Raw genomic sequence first — 24,042 nt, 5'->3', positions numbered from 1 at the left:
TATCAACTAACTATTTAACATTATGGGGGTGCTGGCCCCAGCCGGAACCATGTGCAAATTTTTCAAAAGTAACCGCGCTTTTCGGTCAGTGCCGTAAAAAACCATGCTGGCTGGATACCCTTCACTGAGTGAACCGGGCGTAACCTCGAGCCACATCTCATCATCCAGCAAGCCGTAGCTAACAAGGTTCTCAAGCGAGAAAAGAGACAGAGACTGCGCCTGCAGGTCTTCGCCGTTCACCACAGTTTCCACAAACGCACCCACCGCGGTAACAATGGATAAAAACTGCACGTCGAACAGCCCTGCCGACGCCGTATGCGGTGCCCGCTTCAAATGAAGACTTATAGACTTTTCATGTTTGCGGGCCGAGATAACCGCCAGACCGCGAGACGACCAAGCATCTGGTGCCATAAAGTCCAGAAGTTCCGTCCTTATGTCCTCACCAGCTTTGTTTTTAGTAATCTCAGTCGGGTGCGCGGGCAATTCATGATCTGCCATTTCCTCAGCAAGATGGTACGGGCTTGCCTGATCACCGCCGGAGACAACACGGAACAAGCGTCCCGCATCGTCCTCTGATATCACAATATTCAGCGCACTTTCATGGTCTTTAAACGGAACCGGGTTACCCCACATCAAATGCTTCAGGCCAGCAACACGAGTACCGGATGTCTGTTGCAGTGCTTCTCTTGCAAGCTCCGACAACAAAAGCGGCGGCATATAATCTGCCTGTACCTCTGGGAAACTCATGATTGTTGAGCTATGACCGTTTAGAAACACAGGCACACTCAGGTTTTCTATGCTGTCTCGGTGTGCGGGCATCTGCGCAGGCTTTTCCTTCACAGAAGAAACTACAGCCGCTTTTTCCCGAGCCTTAACCCAATAACGCTTGCGCTCAAATGGGTAGCCCGGTGTTGCCATGCGCGCCGTTTTGGGTGCCGCCCGCCAGTTCACTTGTAAGCCTTCTACCCACATTTTCCCCAGCTTGTGCAAGTCACTTGCATCGTCAGATTTCAGCCAAGTTTCAGCGAGAGCAGCCATACCGCTGTCGCTGTCGAATAAGGCTTTATTATCGCCGCCCGCACCTGTGCGGTAAATATCATCGTGCTGCTTGCCCCCCATAGCGCGTGACAGGCTGTCCAAAAGGTCATCCCGGCTCTGATAGACAAACGCAAGACGGTGCTTAAAGTCACTACGCCCCACCTGTAAGCTATAAGCAAAAGAGGCCAAACCCAGGCCACTTTCACGCTCAACAAAACGGCTTATGTCGTCTATTGCCACCTGCAACTGGTCAGGTGTCTTTGCAGACAAGGTAAACAAGAATGGTTGGGCCACAGCACCAGATGACTGTTTTACGGGTGCTTCCTCCATAACGATATGTGCATTCGTGCCGCTAAAACCAAACGAACTAACCGCCACACGGCGCGGCACATCAGGCTGGGCTGTCCAGTCGATAAGATCTGTGTTCACATCAAACGGTGTTTTGCTGAAGTCGATATGCTCATTGCAGTTTTTGAAATGAATGAGCGGTGGTTTTTGCTTATGCTCTAGTGCCAGCATGCCTTTTAGCGCCCCGGCAACACCCGCTGCCGCCAACAAATGACCAACATTGCTTTTTACTGAACCCAATTGGCAGCTTTTTTCGTGCTTCTTCACTGACGCGAAAGCCTCTGTCAGCCCTTCCACCTCAATGGGGTCACCAAGGGGCGTGCCGGTGCCGTGGCATTCCACAAGCCCAATAGTGGCCGGATCAATATCAAAGCGGTCATAAACATCTCGCATCAACGCCGCTTGCGCATCAGGGTTAGGGGCCGTTATTCCATTGGTGCGCCCATCTTGATTGGTCCCCCAGCCTTTGATAACCGCACGAATGGGATCGCCGTCACGAACGGCGTCGTCTAAGCGTTTGAGCATAACAACACCGACACCTTCGCCAGGTACAAACCCATCTGCCCGCTGATCAAATGTATAACACTGCCCGGTTTTCGACAGCATGCTGACCTTACTTGTATCGATAAACATATCAGGGCCGATCATCACACTAACACCGCCCACAAGCGCCGTATCGCACCGGCGGGTTGCCAAGGCATCACACGCCTCAATAATACCCACGAGCGAGCTTGAACACGCCGTATCAATCGCCAAGCTGGGGCCCCGTAAATCTAAAAAGTATGATATCCGCGAAGCAAGGATCGACCCTGAATTACCAGAGAGGCTATAGGCATTCTTCTCCTGAATAAGATTGCCATAACCACTATCCCCGGCAGAGGCATAAACCCCGCACTTTTGCCCGGCCATAGACAGAGGGTCTATCGCGGCATTCTCAATAGCATGCCACGCATGCTTTAAGAACAACCGCTGCTGCGGGTCCATCAATGTTGCTTCACGCGGCGTTATGTTAAAGAAGGCTGGATCAAACTCGTCCACATGATCCAAACGCCCAACCCATTTACAATAGGTTGTGCCGGGGTGAGCCTGATCAGGGTGATAATATGTTTCAACGTCGAACCTATCAGGCTGGACAGTGGTGATACAGTTCACGCCGTCCCTTAGGTTTTGCCAGAACTCATCCAGTGTTGTGGATTTGGGAAAAGCACCAGACGCCCCAATAATTGCTATACCTGAAGCACTTACATCTTTTTTGGACACAGGAGCTGGCACTGTTTGCACCGCCTGCACTTTTGGCGCTGTTTGCGCAGGCTCAGTCACTTCCGGTACACATACAGACTTAACCGCGACAGGCTCAGCCACCACCTTTTCTGGCATCGCCTTGGCTACTGTTTCCAACACCTTCTCAATATTAGGACAAGAATAGACAACAGTTGCGGGCAAATCTATGCCCAACAACGCATTCAAGCGCCGTATCCATGTAACAGCGAGAATAGAATCCAGCCCCAGCTCAAGGAAACTTACATCACCGCGAATTTCGCTTTCATCTATCATCAATTCTTCAGATAGGCTGGAAACAATGGTTTGCCGTAAATCAACATCAAGGCCAGTGCTCTGCTGTGCAGGCTTCTCGGCTTTATTCCTATGCTGCGAAGATTCTTCTCCCACCTCAGCAACAGAAACTTCAGGAAGGAGCCCTTCCAGTTTCTGGATCATCACCCCAACCGTTGGGGATGAATATACTGTGGTGGCTGGCAAGTCGGTGTTAAGGGCTTCATTCAGGCTTCTAATCCATGTCACAGCCAGAATAGAATCCATACCGAGATCAAGGAAGCTCATGTCTTCGCGCACTTCATCTGCTGAAATCATCAGCTCTTTGGCTAAGCTTTCCAAAACATGGCGGCGCACATCAACGCTCATAGACCCAGTAAGTTTCTGGCTAGGTTCCAATGTTTCCCCCGCACTCTCCGCAAACTTCTCGGCAATACGTTCTTCCACCCTTTTATTACCGATAAAGGTGGTCTGGTGCATTGCCAGTTCTTGTTCGAAAACTCGGCTAATTGCATTCCTGTGATACTGCGATTGCTGTTTCTTTGCGGCTATCAGCTCAGCTCGCGTAAAGTGCACCAGAGCATGCGCCATTCTTTTCGCTTCATTATACACATCTTTTGCGGGCAGCACCTTAAGCCAAGGCGCGCGCGCCTTCAGGTCAGCACCCCGGTATTCACGCGCACTAAACAAAACTTCACGGGCAAGATCATCCCCCAAGCGCAGCGGCAAGGCAAGCGTGGCACCCGCACCCGGCGTGAACCCAAACCACATATAATTGCTGTGATAAACCCGCTCATTCGCGAAAAGCACAAGGTCCGCTGTCATCCCCATGGACCAACCAGCACCAACGGCATGCCCTTGCATCGCCGCAATAACAGGCAGTTCACACTCAAGCGGCAAGCTATACACCTTACGGTCTGTAAAGCTGGTTGCGCCTTCCTGTAATTTTTGCAAGCCGTCCGCCGTGCCGCCAACAGCAAAGTAACTGTCAAAGCCAGTCAATACCAACACCTTGGCATCACTCTGGCGCGCAACCGTATCAAAGGCTTCCTCAAAACCGTCCATAAAGCTACTTGTAAAACTGTTGGAGCTTTCTGCATCTTTCATCTGAAGCGTCAGGACTCCATCAGAAGATTTTGTCAGATACATCAGGTCTGTTTTCAGCAGGATTGTCTCGTCCTTGATAGGGAAAGCTTCAGCTTGCTGCCCGGATTGTTCCAGCATGCCGCGCAGCAACCCCTCGCGGGATTGGCTATCCTCATAGGAAAGCGCTGGCAGTGTGCGGCGCATATGGTGCTTTAATGCCTCAATAGAAATGCGCGGCGCTTCTGTTATCTGCTTTGCTAAGGACATGGCACGGTCCACCACATCACTGGCCGAAGCTGTGATAAAACCGGCCCCGGCTTCGGTCAGTTTCTGTAAAGAAACAGCGTCTTTACTGTGTGATAACATCTGCAAAGCAGCCTTTGAGAATCGGCGCGACAGTACCCCCGCATCAACCTGTGCGTTTTCAGAATCAAAACTGATGGAAACGCCGTCCGCTATGACAAGGAAATCTGCGTTCAGGGCAAGCGATAAACCTGCCGTAACGGCATCCTCTTCAATCACCACAACGACTGGCAGCTTGCAAATGCCCAACAAAGCGGTTTTCTGTTTAGGCCCAAGAACCGACTGACAGTGCTCAAGCCCCTGAACCACAACTGCAGAAATATCTTGTTGGCTTTCAGCCTCAGCAATAGCGCGCTCAAATGCAGTCAGGTCGATACAATTCCCGACACCAAAGCGGGCAACAAAAATGCCGTCATACTTTTCAGTGGCAAGCGGCATGATAGAGCCTGCGTTATCAGAGGGCGCTGTTGTGCGCAGCGGTGCGAGGGACACTTTAACAGGCACCCCGTATGATCGTGCTGACCTTACCTTTGCTGGATCAATTAAGGTGACTTTACCATCAGCAGATTTCATTGTCGGCAAGGCAGGCACGTCCACTTCAGACGCCGTGATCTCAAACGGTAATTCCCCCGCCCAGAAGCTCTTGGAGACCAGCGGATATGTAGGCAAAGCAACGCGCTTAAACCCAGACAAAAACAGGTCTTTAATGGGCATATTCGCCCCGCGAAGGTAAAGGCCTGCCAATTGCTTCAAGCTATCTTCTGCCTGTTCTACAGACGTTCTCACACCTTCAATCAAGTGCTGAGCGGTCAGGCTGTCATCCGCTTTGCTCTGATTTTCCTGCGGGTCATAAACAGATGAAAGCACATGGTCATCCAAGCTATCTTGCAGCCATGCTGACAGCTTTTGAACCAATATATCTATGGTGCCTGCCACCACAGCCAGACGGTGGTTGAAGTGCCGGCGCCCGGCCATAAGCGTATAAGCAACATCTTTGGCTTTCAGCGCCGTATCCGCCTCAAAACACCGCACACAATTTTCCACCTGCAAGCGTAATTGATCTGGTGTTCTAGCCGAAAAAACAAACAAATATGGCCCCAGTTCGTCCGTGCTCACGCTGTCATCAACAGGCGGCTCTTCCACAACCAAATGGGCGTTGGTACCACTGAACCCAAACGAGTTAATCGCAAACCGCCGCTTTTGGCCGTTCTCTACAGTCCAAGCTTCTGGCTTATCATTTAAGACAAACGGGCTATCCTCAATCGCGATGGACGGATTGGGCTTTGCGGCATGCAATGTTGGCGGCACCATTTTATGGTGCAAGCTCATAACACCTCGAATAAGGCCGCATATCCCCGCGGCTGTTGTTGCATGGCCTATGTTTGATTTAACCGATCCAAGGTATATTGATTTACCATTTGATGCTCTATGACCAAATACACGGTTTAACGCGTTAAATTCAATCGGGTCACCAAGCGGCGTTCCCGTACCATGTGCTTCAACCATACCAATAGAGGCAGGATCAATGTTATACTCCGTCTGCACCTTGCGGATCAGCTTTTCTTGCGATTTAGCACTTGGCGCAGTAATGCCGTTGGTGGCACCGTCCTGATTGGTGCCAGAACCAATAATCACGCCGTAAACTGTGTCACCGTCAGCTAGGGCTTCTGATAGCGGCCTCAATAGTACAGAGGCAACCGCTTCGCCGGGTACAATGCCGTCTGCCATCTCACCGAATGCCGCACAATTACCGCTAGGGGACAGCATCTGCGCCTGATTGGCTGACCGGTAGAAACGCGGTCCGCTCTGGACAAAAACACCGCCTGCCAAGGCCATATTACACTCGCCGTCCCATATGCTGCGGCAGGCTGTGTGCACTGCAACAAGGGAGCTAGAGCAAGCTGTATCAATGGCAACGGCTGGCCCCTTGAGGTCAAGCCAGTATGAAATGCGTGCTGGTATTAAGGAACTGGTGTTTCCCCAAAATGCCTGCCCCGGTGCATCCCCCCCGAAAAGTTCATGATAATCGCCGTGGCTGCACCCAACAAACACACCGCACTCGCTGCCGATAATATCACCGCCGGCGTGCCCTGCATGCTCAAGGGTTTTCCACGCTTCTTCAAGGAACAGCCGTTGCTGCGGGTCCATATAGGTGGCTTCAACACCCGAAATCCCAAAAAAGACAGAATCAAACGTATCAATCCGACTTAGGAAACTGCCTTTGTCACCGTAAGTGCCCTTTGGCGCATCCTTATAATATGCGCTGAGGTCAAAACGTGACACTGGCTGAACAAGGTCATCCCCTGCAAACAGGTGGTCCCAAAGCTCCGCAATTGTCTCAGACCCGGCAAACCGCCCGCTCATCCCAACAATGGCAATTGGCTCTCTTTGTTGCTGTGCTTTTGAGGGCATACCAATTGTGGAAAAAGCTTCCTTTTCTACTCGCTCAGTTTTCTTAGGCCCCGTTTCTGTTGCCTCTGCAATAGACTGGGAAGGTTGTTGAACGTCCGTTTTCTGGCATGCTTCGGGCCAAGTTTCTTCAACAAAGATTGTCAGTTCTTTGAGGTTCGTAAAGTCATATAAGGCAGTCTGATCAAGCTTTATGCCCAAATCACTGCGGATACGCCGCACCCATTCAGCACCCAGAATTGAATCAAGGCCTAAGTCCGCAAATGCCTGCCCCGCCGTAATTTTCGCCACAGGCATATTTAAGGTGCGCGCTAAGCTCACCTTCAAAACACTTTCAACCGAGCTGCCATAAGATGGCGCCTCTGGCTTGGGTGCAGGCTTTTCCACCGTTTGAACAGCAGTACTTATAGGCAGGTTCACGACCTCACCCACCGCACGGGCCGCAATAATTTGCTGGCCTAACGCCTGTTCTTTGGTGCCCGAATATGAAATACCCTCGAAGCCTGCCTCTTGCAGCGCCGCATCCCAGCTCGCAGATGTAAGGGACGGCGTGCCAGCAATACGCCTTTCAGCGTCCGTGAAGCGCCACCACCCATCCAAAAGCCCGAAGGTAAGATGCGTAAAGAGAGTGGCCTTACTGGTTTCATTCAAAAGCAAAACACCATCCGGCTTTAGCATCTTCCTAACGTTTTTCAGCGTGCTGACAATATCAGCTGTCGCATGCAGTACATTCGCCGCCACAACCAGATCATAGTCAGCAGCACCAACTTCATCACTGATGGTAGGCTTCTCAATATCAAGGATAGCCGTTTTTAAATAGGACACATCGCTTAAATACTGCTGTTCCGCATGAATTAAAAAAGCGCGAGATACGTCTGTGTAGCAATAGCTATCGATATGATCCGCGTAAGGCATTAATTCTTCAAAAATGAGCTTGCTGGTGCCACCCGTTCCTGCACCAATTTCCAGTATTTTGATTTTTTGCTGAGGTGCAGTTTTTACCCTATCCCGCACAAAGGCCGCCACCCCATTTGCAGTATGTTTGCTAAACCGGGCTGCAATCGGGTTTTCCTTATAGACCGCTTCAACTGCTTTCAATGACCCATCCGGGAACAACACATCGGTTGCTTTTTTCTGTCCTGTTAAGACCGCAGGCAAATGCCTAAAGGCAATTTCAGCAAGTTCTATGCGAGACAGGTTTACAGCACTTACAGGCATGTAAGTGTTCCAGTCATTCCATGCCTTTTCAAACGGCTTTGTATCGCTATCATCTGCAACTAGCTGAAGGGCCGCCTTATACCAAGCTTTATAACCATCCGTGATGGCATCGGGGCGTATATCTGCCAAAATAGCCTTGAGAAGCACAGCAATACGGGCTTCCAGCCTGTCATCTGCGTCTTGCAGGACCGTGTCCCCCGAAGCTGCCGCAATTTCAGTTACCAGCCCTTTGTATGCACTTGAACCTGCTAATCTTGGCAACCAGTATTTCTGCAGATCAAAGGGATATGTCGGCAACGGCACTGTTTTCGCCTTGCAGGCCCTTGGCAAAGCCAACCAGTCTACAGAAATGCCCGCAACCCATATTGGTAATAGCTTATCATAATCCTTTTGCTGCCAGTAACCTGACACAATGGAATCCAGCGCGTCACCGCCCAGTAGCTTTTTCATTGCGGCCGCAACAGGCTTATCTTCTGATTCGAATATCTGACTGTCTGTGCGGTCCCCGCTCAGCCAGCGCCCTAACTTGTCTGTCAATTCGCCAATCGTTCTGGCAGTGAAAGCTAAACGACACTCCATATCCTGCCGCCCCACCTGCAAGGTGTAAGCTATGTCTGCAAGCGAAGCATTAGTGCGCTTATCCGCCGGTATATCGCTTGCGCCCATAGATGCCGCAATATCCAATAAGCTTGACTGAGCAGAAAGGCTGGTTTCCTGAATGCTGTGGTCATAGGTATGATTTAACCACCGCTCCAGCATAATCCAGTGATGCGGTTCCATGCCCAGTGTATCAAGCGGATCATCAACCTGAAGGTCGCTTTTATCGACTTTCAAAATATTAGAAAGCTCACTGAGTAGTGCCTCGATAATAGCTACTTTATCAACCGCTGCGCTGCCTGTACTCTGGTCGCCCAGAAAGTCTAAAAGCTGTTTTGCTTGCGCTGCAAGGCCGGTTCGGCTTTTAGCAGACAGGATAATAACTTCTTCAAAGTCAGTCTTATGGGAAGGCCGTGTAAAGGCACTTTTCGGGGCCTCCTCGATAATAATATGGGCGTTTGCGCCCCCGGCACCAAAGGAAGATATACCCGCAATCTTCGGCGTATCATTCCCCCAAGGTTCCAGCGTGCGCTGCAATTTGAAGGGCGTCATATCAAATTCAATATTGGGGTTAACCTTGTCAACATGGCGCGTGGGCACTAACTGGCCCTGCTGCATCTGCAACACAACTTTCGTAAGCCCCGCGATGCCCGCCGCAGCCTCCAAATGACCAAACACAGATTTAACAGAGCCAAGCGCGCAGAAACCTTTGCTATCCGTATCCCGGTCAAAAGCTTGCGTTAGACCCTCCACTTCAATCGGATCACCAAGCGAGGTGCCAGTTCCGTGTGCTTCAATATAACTGAGCTGCTCGGCCCTAACCCCTGCTGCATCCAAGGCCATACGCACAACATCGCGCTGTGCCTGCGGGTTTGGCACCGTATATCCGTTTGTGTGCCCACCGTGGTTCACTGCACTACCGCGAATGACCGCATGGATATAATCCCCGTCCGCAAGGGCTTTTGAAAGTGGCTTCAGTAAAATGCACCCAACACCCTCACCCGGCACAAACCCATTGGCCCCCGCGCCGAAACTTTTACAGAGGCCGTCTGGCGACAGCATACCCGCCGCACACAGTTCCGTATAATTCGAAGGGTGCAGGTAAAGATTAACGCCGCCAGCAAACGCCATAGCATGTGGGTTTTTCTGCAAGTAAGCACAAGCCTCATGGATAGCTGTTAGGGAAGATGAACACATTGTATCAACCGGCATGCTAGGGCCGGAGAGATCCAGCACATGAGACACACGGTTTGCGACACTAGCAAAGGATGTCGCAGGGCGCACAATAGCGCCGTCTTCACTTTCATAAGGACCGTGCAGGGCATAGCCGGTTTTGCAAACACCCGCGAACACACCCACTTGACCTTGTGTCTGGTCTTTTAGCCTCTCTGGGCTGTAACCCGCGTTTTCCATCGCATGCCAGCTGGACGCCAAGAACAGCCTTTCCTGCGGGTCCATCGCGGCGGCATCACGCGGTGAAATTTTAAAGAAAAGCGGGTCAAAGTCAGCAAAACCAGTGAGGAAAGACCCCCATTTAGCATAGCTTTTCCCTGCCTCAATCGCTTTGTCTGGATCACTTTCAAAGAAGCCTGCAAGCGGCCAGCGGTCTTCTGGAATTTCGCTGATGACATTCCTGTCACTGACCAACGTTTCCCAAAAACCTTTCAGACCGTCCCCGCCCGCGTACTGCCCTGAAATCCCGATAATTGCCACGGCATCACCGGCGTCAGCGTCCTTGGGCGCAAAACGGCTTGGGTTTTGTGCGGTTTGGGGCGCCATATCTGCCTGAGGTATGGCACTGGCAGAATCTAGCACATAACCAACCCATTTTTCACATTCACTGGCTTTACCCTGCACCAAATAATCAGCAACCGCATTTAAGGTTTTATACTGGAAAAACAGTGTTTTAGATAACGCCCCGAAGATGTCAGCTAGCTCACGGTTTAACCGGGTGATCATCAGGGAATCAATACCGTATTCTTCAAGTAGAACATCACCGTCGATATCATAAGCATCCACACCGCTCACTTTAGCGAACAAACTGGTCAAATGCTTGCGAACAGCAGGGATTAATGCTGTTTTCTGGTGGGCATTACTGTGCGCCGTTACTTTCACATCACTGGATAGAGCGACCTTATTACGCTGCATAAGACCCGCGAAATAATGCTTAATCTTATCCGGCTCACCTGCGATTACAGCGGCGCGTGACTGCCCAAAGCATGCCAGCACTTTTAACGCATCCAACCCTTGCTTGGTGGACATGGGGCGTTGCCCCATTTGCTCATACAGCCTGTCTTGCGAAAGCTGATCCATAACCATGCCGCCGCTTAGCCAATACGGCCAGTTTACAGAGAGGATGCGCCCGTCACTACTGGCGGCAAAAGCGTCCATAAACCCGTTCGCTGCGGCATAATCGATCTGGCCCTCGTTCCCAGTGATACCAGCAAGCGACGAGAACAGCACAAAACTATCCAAATTCATGGCTTTCGTTGCATTAGCAAGAGCAACCGTTCCCACAACTTTTGCACTTAGGGTAATATCAAGGTCAGTTTCAGGTTTTTGGATAATATAACCATCCCTCAGCACACCAGCGCAGTGCATTATATGGTTTAATTGACCATATTTACGGATAATATGTGTTACCAATTCCTGAACGGCATGTTCATCCGCAATATCAGTTCTGACATAGTCAACCTGCACACCCTGAGCCTGCAATGCCGCGAGAAAAGCCTCATCATCATGGGTGAGCTCTGAGCGACCTGTCAAAATAAGGGCTGAAGCTGAAGTTTGCTCAGCAATATGCGCCGCAACACCTTGTCCAACACCGCCCAGTCCGCCAGTAATAAGCGTTACACCCGATAAGGTTTGGCTATGGCTAACGTTAAGGCTTGTTTGTGTCCACGCTTGCGCATACCGCCTGCCAGCATGGTACCTGATGGATTTATCGCTTGAGGCAAACTCGTTTTCTAAAAGGTCTGCCAAAGCCTGCGGTGCATACCGCCGGTCAGACTGGATATATTGTACTTGAAGTTTCGGGGCCTCAATTGCCGCAGTTTCAAGCATCGCTGACAGCCCCGCCAAATACCCATCAGCCTCCGACATATCCGGCACCAAAAGCTGCACAAGTGTCTGCGTCTCTGATTGGTCCTCAATCAGGGCCTTCAAGTGCCGCCACACATGCTTCACGGCCCCAGCATATTTTTCCGCCACATCCGAATTGTGGCTCTGGAATGGGTGCTGCACTGCATTTTGGGTAAAAGCCACTTCCATATTAACCGGCAGCACAACTCGCCGCATGTCTTGTGGCAGAGCGCCAATACTGAGGGGCTTTTCTACCCACTCTGGTGTTAAAATGGTTGGCCTTTGAGTAACGCCATCAGCATCAGGTAACCAGTAGCTTTTCCGATTGAAGACGGTGGCTTGGCGTTTTGCTCGCGTTGCGACATAGCTGTCAGGTGCCTGCTCAAGCACAACATGAGCGTTACCACCACCAAAACCAAAACTGCTAACCCCAGCCCTGCGCGGTGCATCAGCACTGCTCTCCCATGCGCGGGTTTCAGTCACAAGTTTGAAAGGTGAGCCCCCTAAGCCTAAATGCGGGTTCACCGTTTCACAGTGCAGACTTTTCGGCAGTGTCTTATGCTGCATTGCCAAAAGAACTTTAACAACGCCAGCCAAGCCTGCCGCTGCCTCTAGGTGCCCGATATTTGATTTAATCGAACCCAAGTGAACAAAAGGCGCGTCATATTTCTGCGAACCGAGCTGCGTTTCAAAGGCCTGTTTCAAGGCACTAACCTCAACAGCGTCCCCAAGCTGTGTGCCCGTCCCGTGCGCTTCAATATAGGAAATAGTCGCAGGGTCTATGCCTTGCATAGCCGTTTGCACAAGCTGCGACTGGGCCTGCACATTGGGGGCCGTTAATGACCCCGCATGCCCGCCGTGGTTTTGGGCTGTCCCGATGATTTTACCGTAAATATTATCGCCGTCACGCACGGCTTCAGAGTATTTCTTCAAAATAACCGCTGCCACACCTTCGCCGCGCACATAGCCGTCAGCACTGTCGCCGAAACTGTGACAATAGCCTGTGGGGCTGAGCATGCCAGCGTCTAGCGGGCCTTCAAAACCGTCTTTGGACAAGCAAAGGTTAACGCCGCCAACAATCGCCACTGGGCAGGAACCCTGCTTGATGGCGCTTGCTGCCTGATGCAAAGCCACAAGGGAACTGGAACACGCCGTATCGATAGACATGCTCGGGCCGTAAATATCAAGAAAGTGCGACACCCGGTTCGCGACCATCGCAAGGGAATTACCAGTGGCACTATAACCATCAGCTTTGTTACCAGAAGCCTTTAACAAGGCCTCATAATCTAGGGCGCTTACGCCGATAAAAACACCGGTGTCTTTCGGCAATTCAGTTTTGTCATAGCCAGCATCATCAAGGCTATGAATAACAGTTTCCAGCATCAAGCGTTGCTGCGGGTCAAGTCGCTGTGCTTCAAACGGCGAAATCTTAAAGTAGCTGGCGTCAAACAAGTCAACACCGCCAATAAACCCGCCACGCTTGACAAAATCAGCTTCTGTTATGTGGCTCAGTAACTGCCCCTCGTAACGCTCCAGCGGCAGGTCACTTATTAAATCTTCCCCAGCGACAAGCCTAGCAAACAGCGCATCCACTGTATCAGCGCCAGGGAAACGCCCTGCCATACCAATAATAGCGATCTCATCATCACCGCTATCATCAGCTCTCCGCTTTTCTGCAACAGTGTGCACCTTGTTGGCTAAAGGTTGAGTTTTCTCCTGCACTACCTTTGGGGCTGGGGCAGGCTGATGCTTAACGGTTTCACCAACAACAGGGTTAAAGCGGGTCACTAAATGCTGGCTCAAGGCCTTAATGTCAGCACAGTCAAAAAAAATAGCGGGTGAAATATCAACCGCAAGCGCCTTGTTAATTTCTTCTGCGTATTGGGTTAGGGTAATGGAATCGAACCCTAAGTCATGGAAACGCTCTCTGTCAGGGATATCAGCGGTTGGAAACTTAAGAATACCCCCTGCAATTTCCTTCAGGCTTTGGGCCACCAGTTCCGTTGTGGTTTCTGTTGAAAGGCTGTGCTCTACGCCGCTCGCCGTCCTCAAAATATTCTGCCCCTCGCACACACCTTCAAAGGAGGCGCAAATCAAACCAGTCTCGGTCAGGAAGGCAACATCATAGCTCGACTGCACGTTCGGGCTGAGAAGCACATAAGTAATATCATTTGCGGCAACATACGCACGGCTTAATGACCACTGCAACCCTGCACCCCAACCCGGTGATACATACTCAAAAAGCTGGTTTGCAGCCGCCAAAGCCACCGCATCCAGTTGCATGTTCTTTTTAAAGCTATCTTGCTGGGGCGGGTTATTGCGAATCTGCGCCAAATAGCGCCCATCCTGTAACTTATACACGCTCTCAATCGTTTCAAGGTACGGACCATACCCAAGCCGTCGTTTTGAGAACTCAGAATAAAGGGAAGCATGTTCTATTTTTTCAAAAGAAGAAGCAATGAGCGATTTAAGGTCAAGTGGCTGGTGCAAAGGCACCGCCTGCCCTTTAATTTCCGCTTCAAACCAGACTGCTTCCTTATCGCCCGCAACAACAAGCGCCGAAATATGCAGACGACCAGCCCCATCTGTTTCTAGGTTATATTTAAGCGCCGTAACACTCTGCCAATCAGCCGGGTTATGTACATTTAAAGCTTCAAGGGCGATATCCCCAGATAGGCCAGCCACACGCCCCAGTGCTGCCGCCACGTCTGCTGCAACAACAGGGTTAATATACATATCCCTGCCCGCGCGGCACACATAATCCTGCATCTCTTCAAGATAGAGAGCCGTTTCGTATGCTAGCCCCGAAAGGTCAGACACATTCTGGCCAACAAATGGATGAAGCTTCGATTTTGACCCCAACGGATTGATAACAGAAGGCGCATCAGGATAATCCTGATACCAACAGTGAACACGCTCAAACGGATAATTGGGTAGCGACACCCGGCGCAGACTGTGGCCTTCATTATAGTGCCGCCAATTAACGGGGACACCTTTAGTCCATATATCAGCGACAGTTTCAAGCTGCCTGCCGGCTACAGCACGCTCAATGTAATCCGCGTCCTCGGGTGGGTCCTGATCAAGGATAGAGCGTACATACCAAACCCTATCCGCCCCTGATTGATACGACCATATTTTTTGAATGGCTTCTTCATGCGAGCGCGCAGTAACAGCCAAACGACAGGGGAGCTCATTTTTACCTACCTGAAGGGTGTAAGCAATATCAGATAAAGGAACGTCAGCCGCTTTCACCAAATATGCACAGAATTGCTCAGTCACTCTGCTCAAAGCATCTTCATTCATGGCAGATAGAACAAGAAGAACATCCTCTTGCCTGCGGGGTGTAGCAGGCCTCTCGTCAATATATTCTTCCAGAATAATATGAGAGTTCATACCCCCGGCACCGATTGAAGTAACCCCGGCACGGCGTGGTAAAGGCTGCCCGTGTTGATTTATTTGGGGTTTCCACGGCAACAGCGTTTGAGGCACATAAAAGGGCGTTTTCTCAAAAGGAATATCTGGGTTTAATTCAGCGGAATGCAGTGACGGTGCAATAGCGCCGTACTTGAACTGCATCAATACTTTTGCGAGCCCTGCTAGGCCAGACGCTGCAAGCAAATGCGCGACATTACTTTTTACTGTGCCTACTGGGCAAGACTGCAAGGCGAGCCCTGCTTTGCCGTAAACCTGCGTCAGCGCCCTAACCTCAATTGGGTCACCAAGAGCCGTACCTGAACCATGCCCTTCTATATATCCGATCGATGAAGCCTCTATCTTAGCATCATCAAGGGCTTCTTCGATAGCTCGCGCCTGCTGCGCAGGGCTTGGTACAGTAAAACCATTCCGCACACCAGCGTTTGAAATACCAGTGCCCTTGATCACACCGTAAATATGGTCACCGTCACGTTCGGCATCAGCTAAGGTTTTGAGCACCAAAGCCCCAACCCCTTCACCCAGAATTGTGCCATCTGCGCCAACGCCGTAGCCGCGAATAACATCCGCTGTTTTTGTGGTGAAATGTTCCTGCGAGGTCGCAATTAACTTTTGTGGGTGCAAAAGCAAGCTAACACCGCCCGCAAGCGCCATCTTGCACCGGCCAGCCCGCAGCATATGCACCGCTTCGTGCACACATGTGGAAGACGCCGAGCACATGGTATCGAGAAAGTATGACGGCCCGGTAAAGCCGTAATAATAGGACACCATATTTGGAACCGTGCCCGTGTAACTACCGCTGGCCCGCGCCCCGCGCATCAACATATTTTGGAAACCGTACAAGTGATATTCGTTGGTCATGGACCCCATGATCACCGCAACATCCCCGCCGTATGCCTGCTGTATATATTCGCGTGAATAGCCCGCATCTTCAAAGGCATGCACGCTGGCCTCTAAAAACAAACGCACCTCAGGCGACATAATTTCAGCTTCGGCTTGGGAAATGCGGAAATAACGCGGGTCAAACTTGTCAATATCATCAAGGAACGCGCCGGTTTTCACCACGGTTTTACCAAGCACATCTCGTTCTGGATGCAAAATAGCATCATGGTCCCAGCGAGATTTCGGCCACGTTTCAAAACCATCTATGCCGTCCTTGAGCATCTGCCAGAAGGTGTCTTGGTCATCCGCCTTGGAAACTTTCAGGGACATCCCGACAATCGCTATATCATGGCTATCGTCTGCGTCTTTAGCCATTGAAGAGATTTTGACCGGGGCATCCTCAACCACCTTAAGTGCTTGCGCCGCCTGTTCAGTGGTTTGTGATGCCGTATCCGCTTCCGGTGCAGAAGACTGCTGCATGAGCGCGTCCGCGTGATTTTCTACGAAATAAGCTGCTAAGCCCTGAATATCAACAAACTCAAATAGTAGTGTTTTTGAGAGAGGACCAAAATTTTCCTCAAGTTTGTTCGTCGCCTCAACAATAGAGATGGACTCTAGCCCATACTCTTCCAGCTTACGGTTTACCCGAAGCTCTTCAGGTTCAAACTGCAGCACATCTGCAAACACATCACGCAAATGCTCTATCGCAATTTTCTTTAAATCTGCCGTGCCCGCAACCGTGCTAACTTTTTTCGAGCTGTCCACAGTTGCAGCCACACTACTCGGAAGCTGATCTGCACCAAAGCCTGAAAGAAATTTAGTAATATCCCCCATATCGCCGTACATAACGGTATGGTTTTCAGCAGTTTCTTGAGCAATAACAGTGCTTAATGCTGCCTTTGCGATTTCCTTCGGCAAGGGCTTTATACCCCAGCGTTTTTGCATTGCCGTTAGTGTTGCACCGTCCACCTGCATGCCGCCGTCAGCCCACAGTGGCCACGCAATAGAAACGGTTTTACCCGCACGTGTACCAGCGCCGACCATCTGATTACGGTCATGAACAAAAGCATCCATAAAGGCGTTAGCACCCGCATATAGGGCTTGACCGCTATTCCCAAAGCTTGCCGCAACGGAAGAACACAAAACCATAAACTCAAGAGCACAGCCCGACGTTGCCCTATCCAAATGAACGAGGCCGTCCACTTTTGGGGCAAAAACAGTTTCAATGTCGGCAACATCTTGATTGAAAATATAACCATCGCCAAGCACACCTGCCGCGTGGATAATGCCTTTAAGCACACCAACTTTCTTAGTGCACCATTCTACTGTCGCCTGCAGGTCACTGATGCCCGTCATATCGCACGGGCGGTACATCAAGTTAAGGCCTGCTTGAGTATATTCATCAAGCCATGCCTGTGCTTTTTCGGATATTTTTGGACTACGGCCTGTTAGCAAAATATTGCGCGCACCGTTTGCAACCAGCCATTCTGTAAAATGTTGGCCAAGGCCGCCCGCGCCGCCAGTTACCCAGTAAACAGCTTCAGGATCAAGCTTTAAACCCTTAGGGCTCGGCAAGCTTTCACTCGGGACAAACTTGCGTAAAAACCGCGTGCCGCTTTCGCCGTAACGAACTTCACGAAAACCGCCGCCTATGGCAGCTTCCGCCTTGATGATATCCGCCAGAGTATCCGACGCTGTCGTTTTAGCACAGCGAATAACTAAGGCCCGCAGTTTAGGGTTTTCAAGTGTCGCTGTTTTCAAAAGCGCTGTAACGGGTGCCGTCAATACTTCTGCGAAACCGTCTTCCAGCACTAAAACAAAATCAGCGTCAGTCGTTGCACCGTCCCGCATCCAAGATGCAATCTCGCGGTGCATAAGGCTAAAATACTGTGATGATGTTTCGCTAATTTCCTGCGCGCCCGGCGCTGGAAATGCTGTGTAAGTTGCATTTAACCTAGGCGCACTTGCCTTAGCAGCGTCTGCAACTTGGCCTGCCGCATAAAGCCTAATATGCGTATTAGCGGGCTGGCTCACAGAAGGCAGCGACACCTCTTGCCACGTTAGCTTCGACAGGAGCGTATCCTGTAATGGATTAGCCGTATCAACCTTTTCAGACATGGCCCGTAGCACCAAGTTTTTTAGCTGAACGCAGACCACCCCTTTTTTATCAAATAGCGTGATATCCAGATGTAGGGATGATCCCCCGCTTTGCTGCCCGGCGCTTGAGCGCACCAGCACCCACATTTCAGGGGCACAAGGGTGATAAACCTCCACTGCATCGCAAGCAAACGGCACGGCGGCCTGCCCGTTAAGGTCAACATCAAGGCCAACCCAAGCCTGTATAGCCCCGTCAAGCAAATGCGGATGCAAGGGCAGGCTAGTATGCGAGGCCGCCATCCGGCGCGACAGCTTCAACTGTGCCAGAACCTGCTGCCCGTCACTTTTAACCTGCTTCAAAACCCTGAAAAGTGGCCCGTGGTCAACACCTGACTTTAACAGAATGTCATAACAATCCTCCGCGGCAATAGTGCGCGGCATCTGTTCAGCCATTTGGCCTAAATCAACAGGTGCTATGTCCTGAATGGCAGAAAGCCGCACTTGTGCTTGCACAAGTAATGTTTCCCCACCTGTTTTGTCGCGGCGGATGATCTTGACATCAAACGTATTATCACCAGCCTGTTTCAGCCGTGTCTCCAGCTTGACTGTCTCACCCTCTGCCCTTACTGGCCGCAGGATCACCATATCATGAAGGGTTAACTGCTTGCCCTCAGCCTGTATCATCAGGGAAACACTGGAATGTATCATTTCAGCGTACACAGTGCCCGGTAAAATCTGGACACCACCAACATGATGATCAGACCAAATGGGTTCATCGCCCGTCAGCACCGTTTCAAAGGCAATATGATCAAAGGTCGATATATTACGGTGCAAAAGAGGATGTGGCACAGCGGCTGTATCCTTACGCGCCGCAAACACATCCATCCAGTGAACGTCCCGCGCAAAAGGATACACTGGTACAGATATGCGCCTTACACCGCCGTCCGCATGAAAGGCCCATGTTATTGATTTACCACTGAGCCAGTCACGTACAGTGCCGTCTTCGACACCCTCGCTGCCCGCAAGCAGAATATCTGCATTCTCTTGACCTGAGATAAAATCCCTAAGGGCAACTTGCAGGGCTTGAGGCGTTTTGACCGCAAACACAACCCGCTCCTCAAAATCTTCACGGCCCGTTTGGTATGTATAGGCAATATTGGCAATATTGCGCGATTCTGAGTGATCTCTGTCCAAATGCTTCAAAAGCGCAGAAGCATATGAATGCAGTCTTTCCTTACTTTTGGCTGAAAGCGGAATATAGTGCAGACCTTCATAACCATCACTGCCAGTTGCTGCCCCGCCCTGGTCATACCCCTCAATAAGTGCATGAGCATTGCTGCCCCCAAAACCAAAGGAACTAACCCCTGCCCGGCGCGGTTTATCTGACCTTTTCCAAAGGCGCGGTTCCCCCAGCACATGAAACGGCGTACCTTCAAGATCAACCATACGATTAAGAGACTTGAAACCAACATTCGCGGGGATTTTTTCATTTTTGAGCGCGGCGAGAACCTTGATAATACCAGCTACACCCGCCGCCCCTTCAAGGTGGCCGATATTGGTCTTTACGGACCCAATGCCGCATGTGTCAGGCTCAATTTCAGCGCCCCGTTCTGCATAAAGCGTTGAGAATGCCTGCTTTAAGCCTGTTATTTCAATGGGGTCCCCAAGCGGCGTGCCAGGGCCGTGCGCTTCAATATAATTAATACTATCAATTTCAACATCCGCGGCCTTGTAGACGGACTGAATAAGTGCTGCCTGCGCGTCGGGGCTCGTCACAGTAAGGGAATTGGTGCGGCCACCGTGGTTCACCCCAATCCCCCGAATGATCCCTTGAATATTGTCACCGTCCGCCTCTGCTTGGGCAAGCGGTTTCAACAGCAAAACAGCACCGCCTTCGCCGCGCACATAACCATCAGCACCTGCATCAAAGGCTTGGCTTTTCCCCACTTTTGAGAGCATGCCTGCTTTTGAAAAAGCTGAGAAGTGATTTGGCGACCATATCAGGTTCACGCCGCCCGCAAGCGCCATGTCGCACTCGCCGTTTTGAATAGCGCGCACAGCCTCATAAATTGAGGTCATCGACGCTGCGCAGGCCGTATCGTTCGTAATGCTAGGGCCGTGAAAATCAAAAAAGTGCGAAACCCGGTTGGCCAGAATAGAGTACGCAATGCCCGTTGGCATGTAAGCATCCGTATGGGCATAATGCTTTTCTAAAAGCTCCGCATAATCCCAGTGACACACCCCCATGTACACACCGGTATTACTGCCTGCTACATCGCTGGCCTTCAGCCCCGCATCTTCAAGGGCATGCCACGCCATCTCAAGCGCAAAGCGTTGCTGCGGGTCCATAAAGGAGGCTTCTTTAGGCGAAATCCCGAAAAAGGCCGCATCAAAACAATCCGCGTCTTCAACGAAGCCACCCCAAACATTTTTGGCGTTATTACCCTGTGCTGGGTCACTGAGGAACGCATTAAGGTCAAACCGCCCTGAAGGCAACTCCCTGATCAAAGACCGGCCTGCATCAAGATGCTGCCAGAAATCATCCAAGCTATCAGCCTGCGGTAGCCGCACGCCAGTGCCAATAATAGCAACAGGTTCGGACGGATATTTCCGGGCTTTAGCCAATAGCGCCCCCCTGCATCGCAGCCGTTAACCTGCGACCATAAAGCTCGGCAGTTTCGCTTAATAGTTTTTTACCCAGCGCATCAACACTGCGTTTACGCCAATCTTCCAGCTCAGTGTCTTTGAGCCACTGGTTCACAGCCCCCATTGCGGGCCCACAGTGAATTTGAAAGTCCACTTTATGATCCATATTACCGCTCAATGCCCACATCGTCGTATCACTGTAATAACAGCGAATAATTTGGCTCATTTTATAGCGTGGATTTGTTTCAACTTTGCGCCAATCATCCGCACTACTGCGCTCTCTGATCTCACTTAAAACCTCGTTAAAACTGCGCTTAAAGTAACGCTCCTGAATCTGCTGAGCGAGTTTTGTATCGATCTCATCAATACTTCCAGATTGATTATAGAGAGACACAAGCTTTTCTGCCCGCGACGGAAAAAAGAGGCCCTTTTTCAAAACCTGAATTTTTGAACCCAGTTCAAACATGGCACCAGACGGCGCATACCCTGTGTCGTACACATTGGCGGCAGCCAGTAAATCTTTCACAGCATCACTGGTGCCCGCTTCAACGGTGCACTGGTTAATGGACCCAGAGACAATATAATCAGCCCCCAGCATAAAGACCGCAGCCGCTGCTTCTGGCGTACCAATACCGCCACCTGCACCAACAAATATCGGTCCAAAACCGGGAAATCTCTCTTGTGCTTTCTTGCGAACTGACAGCACTGCGGGAATAAGGTTAAACGGGTTGCCTTGATCCGTGTGCCCACCAGAATCAGACTCAACCGTTACGGCGTCTGCCATGGGCACCAAGCGAAGCATGCTAGCTTCCTCAGCGGTCAGTGCGCGCTCAGACACCATTTTATCAAGCATTTTATCTGGCGGCGGTGACAAAAAGTTTGCCGCAATGTCAGGACGCGATACTTTGGCAATAATTCTGTTTTTCACATGAATATTGTCGCCTGTACGGGATAACCCTTTGGCGCGGTAGCGCACCAGTGCTGGCGACACTTCCATAAAGGCCGATGCTTCAATCACCGGTACAGCATATTTCAACAAAACATCTGTTAAGGCCTCTTCTGCATGCGGCCTATTGAAGTGGGAAATAAAATTCACCCCGTATGGCTGACCCACAGCAACAGAAGCCTGTATTTTTGCGAGGTTTTCCTCAACATCCTTAATGGGCATGCCCCCTGCCCCCAAGAAACCCAGCATGCCAGCATTTGCCATTTTGATAACCATATCAGCAGATGCAATGCCCCGGTACATGGCGCCACTAACATAGGGGTACTTAAGGCCAAACTTATTACAAAATTCTTGGGACCCAAGCCGAACAGAAGGCTTAGTGGCGGGCTTATGTACGCCGTTTAATTTACCGTTCACCAAAGGAGAGGCCGCCTTTACAGACGCAGAAGTGACAGTTTCTTTTTTATCAGCAGGCGCTGACTTTGCCTGCGCACCAGCGCGTTTTGCCTCTTCTTCCTGTTTCAGTGTCTCTGCATCAAGTGGGCCAGCCTCTAGCTGCGTTCTTTTAACCATAGGCTGCAAGATAGGCGGCCCTTTTGGCCCGATCTCTTTAAAATCACTAACCTCAAGCCCCTTGGCCAGCAAATACCTTATGCTTTCGCTCCATTTCACAGGCGCTGTTATCTGCTCTATCATTTTTGCCCGGATATCAGCTGGCAGATGCGGCCTTGCGGTTACATTCGAAATCACGGGGGTTTGAGGGGTCTTAAATTCAAGCCCCTTTGCCAACTCAGCAAAAGCCTGCTGCGATTCTTTCATGAACGGCGAATGGAACGCGCCGCTTACAGCAAGAACTTTATAGAGCATGGCCCCTGCGTTTTGAAACAAGAGCTCTGCCGCAAGAATAGTCTCTTTTTTACCGGAGATAACAATCTGCTTAGGCGTATTATAATTGGCGGCAAAGATATCCGTTAAGCCTTCGCGGGCAATTATATCTTCTACCTGTTCTGCAGTTAGGCCCAGAACAGCAGCCATGCCGCCGCCTTTGGCCTCAGCCATCAGCGCCCCGCGTTTTTGCACCAGCCTTAAGCCGCTCGCAAAATCAAGTACACCCGCCGCAAAAAGCGCGACATACTCTGAAACGCTATGACCAAGCAGGTAATCTGGCTTTTCGCCGCCGTCTTCCATGAAAGCTAAATACTCAAGAGCATTAACAACATAGAGGGCGGGCTGCGTATACTGCGTTTCTGTTAGTCGTTCTATGGGGCCGTCCATGCACAAGCTGCGCAAAGAGTAGCCAAGAATGTCATCCGCTTCCCTGCACAGCTGCGGAAATCGTTCAAACAGGCCATTGCCCATCGATAACCGCTGCGCCCCTTGACCGGGAAACATAGCCGCCAGCATCTAGTCCTCCAATGGGTAGTCTGGAGTGACCACCCGTCCCTAGCCCTGTTTTCAGGGGCATTTAATTTTGAGTATAATAATTCAGGTATTTTTTATCATCAGCGTTCTTAGAACGATTCAGTTGGCATTATTCCAGTTAGCCCCAATTATTAATTAAATATCTGTAGCTTATAAAAGGATTATTGGTAAAACAATATTACAATGCAAGCAGTTTTCCCGTAAGGCACTGAAATACATGGAAATTAGCATACCATTACGCCATAAAGTGATTGCTTGGCATCTCGATTGCAGAAGCATTGATAGCCTGCAATGGCCTCAACTACTCGGTTTGTTAAGCCTCAGCGAACAAGAAAGGGCGGATAAGTTTTACTTTGACCATGACCGTCAATCTTACATAGCCGCCCACGCTATAACCCGCGCAGTGCTGGCCTTCTACAGCGATATTCAACCAAACAAAATAGAGTTTTCTGCCAGCGATTTTGGCAAACCAGAGGTCATCATCCGGCATCATGCCGCCAGATTGCGGGTAAACTTATCCCACACCCGCCACATGGTCGCTGTCGCTCTAACTGAGGAAAATGACATCGGCATTGATATTGAATGGCTGGGCAGAAAGGATAGTTGCCTAGACCTCGCCCCCACGGTCTTTACACATGAAGAACAGGCTATTTTGGGCAATACTCCTGCGAATCGGCAAAAAGAAATCTTTCTAACCTTCTGGACTTTGAAGGAAGCTTATATAAAAGCGATCGGCAAAGGGCTATCCCTGCCTTTAACAGACTTTCATTTCAACCTTGACCCACTGGCAATTCATTTTAAACAGCAGCACGAGCGACAAAACATTGATGATCCTGAAAGCTGGTACCTGAAGCATTACAGGCCAGGGCCTGATCATGTTGCCGCCATCGCCGCCCAAGGCGTAGACAAACATAAACTGGACTGTAAAATCGAAGCAGCACCGCTGCAGGCTATTATTGAAAAATTTAGGGCCAGCCCGTAACGCT

3 protein-coding genes are annotated in these 24,042 nt (G+C 50.6%); 1 reads left to right on the top strand and 2 read right to left on the bottom strand.

Annotated elements, in window-relative coordinates; genetic code table 11:
* Window positions 1-6: 6 nt before the first annotated feature.
* Together ICL80_RS05195 and fabD are read right to left on the bottom strand one after the other, a co-directional pair.
* Entirely contained in the window at window positions 7-20,667 is a 20,661-nt protein-coding gene (locus tag ICL80_RS05195; protein WP_194215040.1) for an SDR family NAD(P)-dependent oxidoreductase, read from the bottom strand.
* Window positions 20,660-23,038: an ACP S-malonyltransferase gene (fabD, locus tag ICL80_RS05190; RefSeq protein WP_194215039.1), complete on the bottom strand. Its 2,379-nt coding sequence runs from the start codon at window positions 23,036-23,038 to the stop codon at window positions 20,660-20,662. The genes ICL80_RS05195 and fabD overlap by 8 nt, the downstream gene beginning before the upstream one ends.
* Window positions 23,039-23,273: 235 nt before the next feature.
* On the opposite strand from fabD, the gene ICL80_RS05185 reads away from it, so the two are divergent.
* Window positions 23,274-24,038, top strand: a complete 765-nt coding sequence (locus tag ICL80_RS05185; protein ID WP_194215038.1) for a 4'-phosphopantetheinyl transferase family protein — start codon at window positions 23,274-23,276, stop codon at window positions 24,036-24,038.
* The last annotated feature ends 4 nt before the right edge of the window (window positions 24,039-24,042 follow it).

It is taken from the genome of Kordiimonas pumila (assembly GCF_015240255.1).
GTDB lineage: Bacteria > Pseudomonadota > Alphaproteobacteria > Sphingomonadales > Kordiimonadaceae > Kordiimonas > Kordiimonas pumila.
The sequence above is the reverse complement of the archived record's forward strand: the minus strand, read 5'-3'. Positions and strand labels throughout refer to the sequence as shown.

Excerpts from the sequence above, each read along its gene's own strand:
- fabD (WP_194215039.1), bottom strand. The coding sequence starts at position 23,038 with ATGCTGGCGGCTATGTTTCCCGGTCAAGGGGCGCAGCGGTTATCGATG.
- ICL80_RS05185 (WP_194215038.1), top strand. The coding sequence starts at position 23,274 with ATGGAAATTAGCATACCATTACGCCATAAAGTGATTGCTTGGCATCTC.